Here is a 9,622-nt window from a genome sequence, read left to right on the forward strand (position 1 = left end):
ATTACTGGATCAATTTGTGATAAAGAAGATGAAGGATTGGTATTGTCCTCTAAAAACTTTTTCATATCCAATGCGCTAGGATAAGGATTACCTATAATGGCTACATCATCTAATGCGATAGTCATTGAAATGTCACCGTTAAGAGGTCTTCCTCTAAAATCTATTCTCTGACCTAAAAAGCCAGTAACAGCATTTGAAACTAAGTTAGGTCCACCACCGACTTGTTCTACACCTTTCATAGTAAAAGCTATTCCAGGTTCTACATCTGCTGTAATTACTCTAGTCCAGTTACCGTAACTTCCGTTTCCACTTCCTGCTAGATCATATTTGTACAACCATCGACCTGAAATTTCTAAAGGTCTAGTCACCGTTAGTGTAGATAAATCTTGGACATCAGATCTTCCAGTAGGGTTGCCTATCCCAGTTAACGTCGCTTTTTGTGCATCGATAACCAAATTAGTTCTCAAGTCGGTATTCGGAGCAGCAGCGTCAAAACCGGTTTCAGTAAATCCAGCTTGTAATACCGGAAAGTAAATTTGTTCACTTAAGTCAAAATCTTGATTTCCTATACCTGTTGGGTTTCCTACCGGAGAAGACCAATAATTATAGGTATATTCATTTGATGTTCCTTCTTGAAATACAGATAAAATACCAGCTCCTTCATTGTCCACATTATCACTTTGAATTAATTGAGCTTCGTTTCTTAAATATAACTTTCCGTTGGTAGAAAGATTTATTTTCCTTTTGCATACAGGTTAGTTCCTTTGGAATAAATAAAACCATCACCTACATAAACCTGAGCAGCTCCAACGCTTAAGGTAAGAATTGTAATTAAACTTAAAATAAAATTTTTCATATTAAATACTATTAACTAGCGATTACAAAATAAAAGCTTTTCAGACCTACACAGGAAAAGTTTTACGTAAATATTGATTCCTTACACTTAAATTAGATGTATGGTGTAAATTTGACGATGAATATGATAAATATAAAACAATTTAACGGAATTCTGCTTATCGCAGGTATTCTATTTTTACTGTGTTCTATGTATTTTGAGAATGGTGTTTTGTTCTTTCAAATTGCTGGAATCGTTTTGCTTATGATTGCTGCTTATCAATATAGTCGTGATAAGCAAGAAGATAATATTGATGAAAATGAGGAAATTTAAGGTAGGTGATCGGGTATTGGTATTAGACGATGAGTTTGGTGGTGTAGTCGCTTCCGCGAAAGCGAAATTAATTACCATCATTACAGATGATGATATTGAAATCGATTACCATGAATCAGAGCTTATTTTAGATCAAAGATTTAAAGTTGATCGTGTTGTTGTAAAGCAAGAGGTTGCTATTCAAAAAGGAAAAAAGCGTCAGGTTTCTCGTAAAAAAGCTAAGGAAATTCCAGCTGTAGAAATAGATCTGCACATCCATCAATTAGTAAAAAGTGAACGTGGTATGGATGCTTTTGATAAACTTAATACACAAATGGATACAGCACGATATAAGTTAGAATGGGCTCGTAAGGAACGTATTCCTAAACTTGTTTTTATACATGGTGTAGGTGAAGGTGTCCTTAAAAAAGAGCTAGAATTTCTGTTTGATCGCTATAATGATATTACTTATTATGATGCTGATTTTCAGAAATATGGTAGAGGTGCCACTGAGGTTTATATATATCAGAATCCTAAATAAAAGCTCTAAGGGACAAAATTAGGTGTGATCGTCTTTGTCACTGTTCTTACAAATGTTCCAAACTCGTAAAAAGCGATAATGATTTCTCTACTGTCGCTAGTTGCTGTTAAATTTTCTATACTAATATCTAAACTTGCCGTACTTGAGTACTCATGTGGTCTAAATGTGTCGATGGCTGGACTAGCCATTTCTGTAGAATTGATAAGATAGTAAGGTTGTAAATCTGTTCCTACTAATAGGCGGTCATTTGCAGGGCTTAAATCACGATTAAGGTCTTCTTGTATGGTAGGGATGCCATCACCATCGTCATCATTATCTAGATAATCTGGTATTCCATCACCATCTGTATCCTGACTCAAGGAAAGATCGGTAAGGTTAATCCCTTCATTAATAGTTAATACATTATCACCATCGTCATCTTCATCAATGTAATCTGGTAGACCATCCATATCTGTATCTTGCAAGGTCGCAATTCCTTCGTCAACAGCACTGATTCCGTCATTGTCTTCTTCTTCAATACTGGTTACAATATAGACGTCGCCATCTTCACCTATGAAGGTTTGTAAAGTTGTTGGGCTAGACGGAGGAATATCATTACAATAATAATCACTACCTGCTGCGTCACTAAGTTTACGGTATTCTAAATCATTAGTAGTTAAAGAATATGGACCATGTGTTGCCTCAGAACTCAAAATATCGTCTGTTGTAGACAATTGTAATGATATCGTTTCAGTATCATTAATCATATAGAAAAGATAATCTGACGTGTCCTCATCTTCTAGAATTTCACATGCTTGAACGGTGGCGCCTTCAAAGTCTAAATCATCTAGAATTAGGTCTCCATCATCACAGCCTATTAAAGCTATAGGAATTATTAGGTAAAGCAGTTTTTTCATATCTTCAAAAATAAGGATTACTATTCGAGCTTTAAAGTTAATTTTTAAGGTCATTTCTTTTACTTTTGCCGGCATGAGACAAGTATATTTAGATAGTGCCGCTACCACACAAATGAGAACTGAGGTTATTGATGAGATGACTCGAGTAATGCAAGACGTTTATGGTAATCCTAGCAGCACACATAGTTATGGCCGCAGTGCAAAATCATTAATAGAAAATGCTCGTAAAAACATCGCATCTCAACTAGGTGTCACCGCAGCAGAAATCATTTTCACATCTGGTGGTACTGAAGCAGATAATCTAGCTATTCACAGTTGTGTTCGTGATCTAGGAGTACAACGCATAATTACCACAAAAATTGAGCACCATGCTGTTCTTTATATTGTAGACTACTGTAAAGAGAAATATGGAACTCATGTTGAATATCTAGATTTACAAGATTGTGGAACGCCTAGTTATGATCACCTACAAGAGTTACTTAAAGATGAGTCTCAAAAACTCTTGTGAGCTTGATGCATATTAATAATGAGATAGGTAACAAATTAGATATCGATCGAGTAGGGAATATGTGTAAAAAATACAATTCACTATTTCATAGTGATTGTGTGCAATCCATAGGTCATTATGAAATGGATTTCTCCACACTACCTGTTGATTTTACCGCGGTAAGCGCGCATAAATTCCATGGTCCTAAAGGTGTTGGGTTTGCTTTTATAAGAAAAGGTACTGGTTTAAAACCATTAATTTTAGGTGGTGCACAAGAACGTGGTTACCGTGCTGGTACAGAAAGTGTGCATAATATTGTAGGTATGGATAAGTCTTTATCTATGGCTTATGAAAACCTAGAAAAAGAACGCGAGTATGTTAAAGGTCTAAAAGATTATTTTAAAGCTCAGCTGTTAGAAAAAATTCCTGGAGTAAAATTTAATGGTAATTGTGGAGATCATAAAAATAGTACGTTTACTTTATTGAATGTCTGTCTTCCTTGTCCTGCAGATAAGGCAGCGATGTTACTTTTTACAATGGATTTAAAAGGTATTGCTTGTTCTAAAGGTAGTGCCTGCCAGAGTGGTTCTCAAAAAGGATCTCACGTATTAACTAATGTGCTAGCAGATGAAGACTTAAATAAACCTAGTCTGCGATTTAGTTTCTCTATCTTTAATACTAAAGAAGAGTTGGATTACGTGGTGGATGTTTTAGTAGAGTATCTAAAGTCTATTTAAAACGCTTTCGCGAAAGCGTCATTTCAAAGCTGAACTTTTATAGTCTAGCTACTAATCTTACATTAAATACTCGTGGCGTTAACTCATTAGGTATAGCAAATTGCTGCTGACTAGAAACATCACGTACCCAAATGTTAGTAATTGAGTTGCTTTCATCAAAGATGTTGTAGATCTCTGCACCTATGGTTACTTCAGTAAAATTGCTGAATAATTTACTAGACTTTTTATCGTCTTTCAATACTAAATTGATACCTATATCTGCTCTACGATAATCTTGTAAACGGAACTGAAAATCATATGGGTCTGCATAATTAGGTGATCCGCCAGGTAGGCCTGTATTATATACTAAGTTTAAATACATTTTTAAATGTGGCATGTTAGGAACATAGTCTTGAAATAAGGCCGCAAATTTTAATCGTTGATCTGTTGGTCTTGCGATATAGCCTCTGCCATTTAAATTCTCTTCAGTCTTTAAATATCCAGCACTGAACCAGCTCTCAGTACCTGGTACAAATTCACCATTAATACGCAAGTCTACACCATAAGCATAAGCAACGGCATCATTATTTGCTCTGTACCTGATGCGTACGTTTTCTAGTGTATAGGTATTTACATCTGTCAAATCTTTGTAATAAACTTCAGTTGTTAATTTAAATGGTCGTTTTTTACCATCGCTAGATATCCAGTTAAAACTCCAGTCGTTTCCTATTACAGCATGAATGGATTTTTGTGCTTTTACAGCAGGATTTACCACACCTTGCTGGTCACGTAACTCTCTATAAAATGGTGGTTGGTAATATAGTCCACCAGAAATGCGGAAGAGCATATCAGTATTATTCCAGGCTGGTTTTATAGCGAGTTGACCACGTGGCGAGACTACAGTTTGCGTTGTGCTTTCAATGCCGTCACCACTTACATTCCAGGTATGGGAACGTATCCCAGCTTCCAAAAACCTTATGAACCTTTTACATGACCACTCGTTCCTTTTGAATCTACTAGTGCAGATAATGATGTACAAGTGACACGTTATCAATTATTTGGTCAATATAGCAGTCGTGGTTATATCAAAGACACAGAGGTTTTTTGGAACGCTGGGATACGTTCCCATACCTGGAATGTAAGTGGTGACGGCATTGAAAGCACAACGCAAACTGTAGTCTCGCACGTGGTCAACTCGCTATAAAACAGCCTGGAATAATACTGATATGCTCTTCCGCATTTCTGGTGGACTATATTACCAACCACATTTTATAGAAGTTACGTGACCAGCAAGGTGTGGTAATCCTGCTGTAAAAGCACAAAATCCATTCATGCTGTAATGAAACGACGGAGTTTTAACTGGATATCTAGCGATGGTAAAAAACGACCATTTAAATTAACAACTGAAGTTTATTACAAAGATTTGACAGATGTAAATACTATACACTAGAAAACGTACGCATCAGGTACAGAGCAAATAATGATGCCGTTGCTTATGCTTATGGTGTAGACTTGCGTATTAATGGTGAATTTGTACCAGGTACTGAGAGCTGGTTCAGTGCTGGTATTTAAAGACTGAAGAGAATTTAAATGGCAGAGGCTATATCGCAAGACCAACAGATCAACGATTAAAATTTGCGGCCTTATTTCAAGACTATGTTCCTACATGCCACATTTAAAAATGTATTTAACTTAGTATATAATACAGGCCTACCTGGCGGATCACCTAATTATGCAGACCCATATGATTTTCAGTTCCGTTTACAAGATTATCGTAGAGCAGATATAGGTATCAATTTAGTATTGAAAGACGAAAAAAGTCTAGTAAATTATTCAGCATTTTACTGAAGTAACCATAGGTGCAGAGATCTACAACATCTTTGATGAAAGCAACTCAATTACTACATTTGGGTACGTGATGTTTCTAGTCAGCAGCAATTTGCTATACCTATGAGTTAACGCCACGAGTATTTAATGTAAGATTAGTAGCTAGACTATAAAAGTTCAGCTTTGAATGACGCTTTCGCGAAGCGTTTTAAATAGACTTTAGATACTCTACTAAAACATCCACCACGTAATCCAACTCTTCTTTAGTATTAAAGATAGAGAAACTAAATCGCAGACTAGGTTTATTTAAGTCTTCATCTGCTAGCACATTAGTTAATACGTGAGATCCTTTTTGAGAACCACTCTGGCAGGCACTACCTTTAGAACAAGCAATAACTTTTAAATCCATTGTAAAAAGTAACATCGCTGCCTTATCTGCAGGACAAGGAAGACAGACATTCAATAAAGTAAACGTACTATTTTTATGATCTCCACAATTACCATTAAATTTTACTCAGGAATTTTTCTAACAGCTGAGCTTTAAAATAATCTTTTAGACCTTTAACATACTCGCGTTCTTTTTCTAGGTTTTCATAAGCCATAGATAAAGACTTATCCATACCTACAATATTATGCACACTTTCTGTACCAGCACGGTAACCACGTTCTTGTGCACCACCTAAAATTAATGGTTTTAAACCAGTACCTTTTCTTATAAAAGCAAACCCAACACCTTTAGGACCATGGAATTTATGCGCGCTTACCGCGGTAAAATCAACAGGTAGTGTGGAGAAATCCATTTCATAATGACCTATGGATTGCACACAATCACTATGAAATAGTGAATTGTATTTTTTACACATATTCCCTACTCGATCGATATCTAATTTGTTACCTATCTCATTATTAATATGCATCAAGCTCACAAGAGTTTTTTGAGACTCATCTTTAAGTAACTCTTGTAGGTGATCATAACTAGGCGTTCCACAATCTTGTAAATCTAGATATTCAACATGAGTTCCATATTTCTCTTTACAGTAGTCTACAATATAAAGAACAGCATGGTGCTCAATTTTTGTGGTAATTATGCGTTGTACTCCTAGATCACGAACACAACTGTGAATAGCTAGATTATCTGCTTCAGTACCACCAGATGTGAAAATGATTTCTGCTGCGGTGACACCTAGTTGAGATGCGATGTTTTTACGAGCATTTTCTATTAATGATTTTGCACTGCGGCCATAACTATGTGTGCTGCTAGGATTACCATAAACGTCTTGCATTACTCGAGTCATCTCATCAATAACCTCAGTTCTCATTTGTGTGGTAGCGGCACTATCTAAATATACTTGTCTCATGCCGGCAAAAGTAAAAGAAATGACCTTAAAAATTAACTTTAAAGCTCGAATAGTAATCCTTATTTTTGAAGATATGAAAAAACTGCTTTACCTAATAATTCCTATAGCTTTAATAGGCTGTGATGATGGAGACCTAATTCTAGATGATTTAGACTTTGAAGGCGCCACCGTTCAAGCATGTGAAATTCTAGAAGATGAGGACACGTCAGATTATCTTTTCTATATGATTAATGATACTGAAACGATATCATTACAATTGTCTACAACAGACGATATTTTGAGTTCTGAGGCAACACATGGTCCATATTCTTTAACTACTAATGATTTAGAATACCGTAAACTTAGTGACGCAGCAGGTAGTGATTATTATTGTAATGATATTCCTCCGTCTAGCCCAACAACTTTACAAACCTTCATAGGTGAAGATGGCGACGTCTATATTGTAACCAGTATTGAAGAAGAAGACAATGACGGAATCAGTGCTGTTGACGAAGGAATTGCGACCTTGCAAGATACAGATATGGATGGTCTACCAGATTACATTGATGAAGATGACGATGGTGATAATGTATTAACTATTAATGAAGGGATTAACCTTACCGATCTTTCTTGAGTCAGGATACAGATGGTGATGGAATACCAGATTATCTAGATAATGATGACGATGGTGATGGCATCCCTACCATACAAGAAGACCTTAATCGTGATTTAAGCCCTGCAAATGACCGCCTATTAGTAGGAACAGATTTACAACCTTACTATCTTATCAATTCTACAGAAATGGCTAGTCCAGCCATCGACACATTTAGACCACATGAGTACTCAAGTACGGCAAGTTTAGATATTAGTATAGAAAATTTAACAGCAACTAGCGACAGTAGAGAAATCATTATCGCTTTTTACGAGTTTGGAACATTTGTAAGAACAGTGACAAAGACGATCACACCTAATTTTGTCCCTTAGAGCTTTTATTTAGGATTCTGATATATATAAACCTCAGTGGCACCTCTACCATATTTCTGAAAATCAGCATCATAATAAGTAATATCATTATAGCGATCAAACAGAAATTCTAGCTCTTTTTAAGGACACCTTCACCTACACCATGTATAAAAACAAGTTTAGGAATACGTTCCTTACGAGCCCATTCTAACTTATATCGTGCTGTATCCATTTGTGTATTAAGTTTATCAAAAGCATCCATACCACGTTCACTTTTTACTAATTGATGGATGTGCAGATCTATTTCTACAGCTGGAATTTCCTTAGCTTTTTTACGAGAAACCTGACGCTTTTTTCCTTTTTGAATAGCAACCTCTTGCTTTACAACAACACGATCAACTTTAAATCTTTGATCTAAAATAAGCTCTGATTCATGGTAATCGATTCAATATCATCATCTGTAATGATGGTAATTAATTTCGCTTTCGCGGAAGCGACTACACCACCAAACTCATCGTCTAATACCAATACCCGATCACCTACCTTAAATTTCCTCATTTTCATCAATATTATCTTCTTGCTTATCACGACTATATTGATAAGCAGCAATCATAAGCAAAACGATTCCAGCAATTTGAAAGAACAAAACACCATTCTCAAAATACATAGAACACAGTAAAAATAGAATACCTGCGATAAGCAGAATTCCGTTAAATTGTTTTATATTTATCATATTCATCGTCAAATTTACACCATACATCTAATTTAAGTGTAAGGAATCAATATTTACGTAAAACTTTTCCTGTGTAGGTCTGAAAAGCTTTTATTTTGTAATCGCTAGTTAATAGTATTTAATATGAAAAATTTTATTTTAAGTTTAATTACAATTCTTACCTTAAGCGTTGGAGCTGCTCAGGTTTATGTAGGTGATGGTTTTATTTATTCCAAAGGAACTAACCTGTATGCAAAGGGAAAATAAATCTTTCTACCAACGGAAAGTTATATTTAAGAAACGAAGCTCAATTAATTCAAAGTGATAATGTGGACAATGAAGGAGCTGGTATTTTATCTGTATTTCAAGAAGGAACATCAAATGAATATACCTATAATTATTGGTCTTCTCCGGTAGGAAACCCAACAGGTATAGGAAATCAAGATTTTGACTTAAGTGAACAAATTTACTTTCCGGTATTACAAGCTGGATTTACTGAAACCGGTTTTGACGCTGCTGCTCCGAATACCGACTTGAGAACTAATTTGGTTATCGATGCACAAAAAGCGACGTTAACTGGGATAGGCAACCCTACTGGAAGATCTGATGTCCAAGATTTATCTACACTAACGGTGACTAGACCTTTAGAAATTTCAGGTCGATGGTTGTACAAATATGATCTAGCAGGAAGTGGAAACGGAAGTTACGGTAACTGGACTAGAGTAATTACAGCAGATGTAGAACCTGGAATAGCTTTACTATGAAAGGTGTAGAACAAGTCGGTGGTGGACCTAACTTAGTTTCAAATGCTGTTACTGGCTTTTTAGGTCAGAGAATAGATTTTAGAGGAAGACCTCTTAACGGTGACATTTCAATGACTATCGCATTAGATGATGTAGCCATTATAGGTAATCCTTATCCTAGCGCATTGGATATGAAAAAGTTTTTAGAGGACAATACAATCCTTCATCTTCTTTATCACAAATTGATCCAGTA

General features: G+C 35.7%; 12 protein-coding genes and 5 pseudogenes. 9 read left to right on the forward strand and 8 right to left on the reverse strand.

What is annotated here, in order from left to right:
• Positions 1–671: pseudogene (locus tag BST92_RS14845) on the reverse strand (hypothetical protein); the annotation flags it as partial.
• A 62-nt stretch (positions 672–733) separates the two neighbouring features.
• The gene (locus BST92_RS15390; protein WP_281257042.1) at positions 734–856 is read right to left on the reverse strand and encodes a hypothetical protein; all 123 of its coding nucleotides are present in this window, start codon (positions 854–856) and stop codon (positions 734–736) included.
• 117 nt (positions 857–973) lie between these two features.
• On the opposite strand from BST92_RS15390, the gene BST92_RS14850 reads away from it, so the two are divergent.
• Both BST92_RS14850 and BST92_RS14855 read left to right on the forward strand, forming a co-directional pair.
• Complete coding sequence (locus BST92_RS14850) at positions 974–1,168, forward strand: hypothetical protein (protein WP_146105137.1); 195 nt, start codon at positions 974–976, stop codon at positions 1,166–1,168.
• Complete coding sequence (locus BST92_RS14855) at positions 1,155–1,688, forward strand: Smr/MutS family protein (RefSeq protein ID WP_170061728.1); 534 nt, start codon at positions 1,155–1,157, stop codon at positions 1,686–1,688. Before BST92_RS14850 ends, BST92_RS14855 begins: the two co-directional genes overlap by 14 nt.
• A gap of 5 nt (positions 1,689–1,693) precedes the next feature.
• On the opposite strand, the gene BST92_RS14860 is transcribed toward BST92_RS14855, so the two are convergent.
• Positions 1,694–2,659: a hypothetical protein gene (locus BST92_RS14860; protein WP_105071185.1), complete on the reverse strand. Its 966-nt coding sequence runs from the start codon at positions 2,657–2,659 to the stop codon at positions 1,694–1,696.
• On the opposite strand from BST92_RS14860, the pseudogene BST92_RS14865 reads away from it, so the two are divergent.
• Positions 2,658–3,808 (forward strand): annotated as a pseudogene (locus BST92_RS14865) (cysteine desulfurase family protein). The gene BST92_RS14860 and the pseudogene BST92_RS14865 sit on opposite strands and share 2 nt — an antisense overlap.
• A 37-nt stretch (positions 3,809–3,845) precedes the next feature.
• Here BST92_RS14865 and BST92_RS14870 read toward each other — a convergent pair.
• A pseudogene (locus BST92_RS14870) lies at positions 3,846–4,760 on the reverse strand (TonB-dependent receptor); the annotation flags it as partial.
• Between the two features lie 126 nt (positions 4,761–4,886).
• Between BST92_RS14870 and BST92_RS15515 the strand changes: the two are divergent.
• Positions 4,887–5,787, forward strand: a pseudogene (locus BST92_RS15515) (TonB-dependent receptor); the annotation flags it as partial.
• A 35-nt stretch (positions 5,788–5,822) separates the two neighbouring features.
• Here BST92_RS15515 and BST92_RS14880 read toward each other — a convergent pair.
• Positions 5,823–6,972 (reverse strand): annotated as a pseudogene (locus BST92_RS14880) (cysteine desulfurase family protein).
• Here BST92_RS14880 and BST92_RS14885 point away from each other — a divergent pair.
• Together BST92_RS14885 and BST92_RS14890 are read left to right on the forward strand one after the other, a co-directional pair.
• Entirely contained in the window at positions 6,971–7,585 is a 615-nt protein-coding gene (locus tag BST92_RS14885) for a hypothetical protein (RefSeq protein ID WP_105072303.1), read from the forward strand. The pseudogene BST92_RS14880 and the gene BST92_RS14885 overlap by 2 nt on opposite strands.
• The gene (locus tag BST92_RS14890; protein WP_105072304.1) at positions 7,582–7,935 is read left to right on the forward strand and encodes a hypothetical protein; all 354 of its coding nucleotides are present in this window, start codon (positions 7,582–7,584) and stop codon (positions 7,933–7,935) included. Before BST92_RS14885 ends, BST92_RS14890 begins: the two co-directional genes overlap by 4 nt.
• 109 nt (positions 7,936–8,044) lie before the next feature.
• Here the strand turns inward: BST92_RS14890 and BST92_RS15480 are convergent, their stop codons facing one another.
• From BST92_RS15480 to BST92_RS15085, 3 genes are all read right to left on the reverse strand, one after another.
• Entirely contained in the window at positions 8,045–8,176 is a 132-nt protein-coding gene (locus BST92_RS15480) for a hypothetical protein (RefSeq protein WP_342747889.1), read from the reverse strand.
• Positions 8,177–8,328: 152 nt separating this feature from the next.
• Positions 8,329–8,472 (reverse strand): hypothetical protein, encoded by a 144-nt coding sequence (locus tag BST92_RS15485; protein ID WP_342747890.1) that lies wholly within the window; start codon positions 8,470–8,472, stop codon positions 8,329–8,331.
• Positions 8,459–8,653 (reverse strand): hypothetical protein, encoded by a 195-nt coding sequence (locus BST92_RS15085; RefSeq protein WP_146105137.1) that lies wholly within the window; start codon positions 8,651–8,653, stop codon positions 8,459–8,461. The genes BST92_RS15485 and BST92_RS15085 overlap by 14 nt, the downstream gene beginning before the upstream one ends.
• Positions 8,654–8,770: 117 nt before the next feature.
• On the opposite strand from BST92_RS15085, the gene BST92_RS15395 reads away from it, so the two are divergent.
• From BST92_RS15395 to BST92_RS14910, 3 genes are all read left to right on the forward strand, one after another.
• Positions 8,771–8,893: a hypothetical protein gene (locus BST92_RS15395; protein WP_281257042.1), complete on the forward strand. Its 123-nt coding sequence runs from the start codon at positions 8,771–8,773 to the stop codon at positions 8,891–8,893.
• A gap of 62 nt (positions 8,894–8,955) precedes the next feature.
• Positions 8,956–9,390: a hypothetical protein gene (locus tag BST92_RS14905; RefSeq protein ID WP_105072305.1), complete on the forward strand. Its 435-nt coding sequence runs from the start codon at positions 8,956–8,958 to the stop codon at positions 9,388–9,390.
• On the forward strand, positions 9,387–9,622 hold a 236-nt coding region (locus tag BST92_RS14910), incomplete at its 3' end, for a hypothetical protein (protein ID WP_146105174.1). The genes BST92_RS14905 and BST92_RS14910, both read left to right, overlap by 4 nt.

The organism is Nonlabens arenilitoris (assembly GCF_002954765.1).
Taxonomy (GTDB): domain Bacteria; phylum Bacteroidota; class Bacteroidia; order Flavobacteriales; family Flavobacteriaceae; genus Nonlabens; species Nonlabens arenilitoris.

Bases quoted from the DNA above. Each gene is read 5' to 3' on its own strand.
- BST92_RS14850 (WP_146105137.1), top strand. From the start codon at position 974: ATGAATATGATAAATATAAAACAATTTAACGGAATTCTGCTTATCGCA.
- BST92_RS15390 (WP_281257042.1), bottom strand. From the start codon at position 856: ATGAAAAATTTTATTTTAAGTTTAATTACAATTCTTACCTTAAGCGTT.
- BST92_RS14855 (WP_170061728.1), top strand. From the start codon at position 1,155: ATGAGGAAATTTAAGGTAGGTGATCGGGTATTGGTATTAGACGATGAG.
- BST92_RS14885 (WP_105072303.1), top strand. From the start codon at position 6,971: ATGCCGGCAAAAGTAAAAGAAATGACCTTAAAAATTAACTTTAAAGCT.
- BST92_RS15485 (WP_342747890.1), bottom strand. From the start codon at position 8,472: ATGAGGAAATTTAAGGTAGGTGATCGGGTATTGGTATTAGACGATGAG.
- BST92_RS15085 (WP_146105137.1), bottom strand. From the start codon at position 8,653: ATGAATATGATAAATATAAAACAATTTAACGGAATTCTGCTTATCGCA.
- BST92_RS15480 (WP_342747889.1), bottom strand. From the start codon at position 8,176: ATGGATGCTTTTGATAAACTTAATACACAAATGGATACAGCACGATAT.
- BST92_RS15395 (WP_281257042.1), top strand. From the start codon at position 8,771: ATGAAAAATTTTATTTTAAGTTTAATTACAATTCTTACCTTAAGCGTT.
- BST92_RS14860 (WP_105071185.1), bottom strand. From the start codon at position 2,659: ATGCCGGCAAAAGTAAAAGAAATGACCTTAAAAATTAACTTTAAAGCT.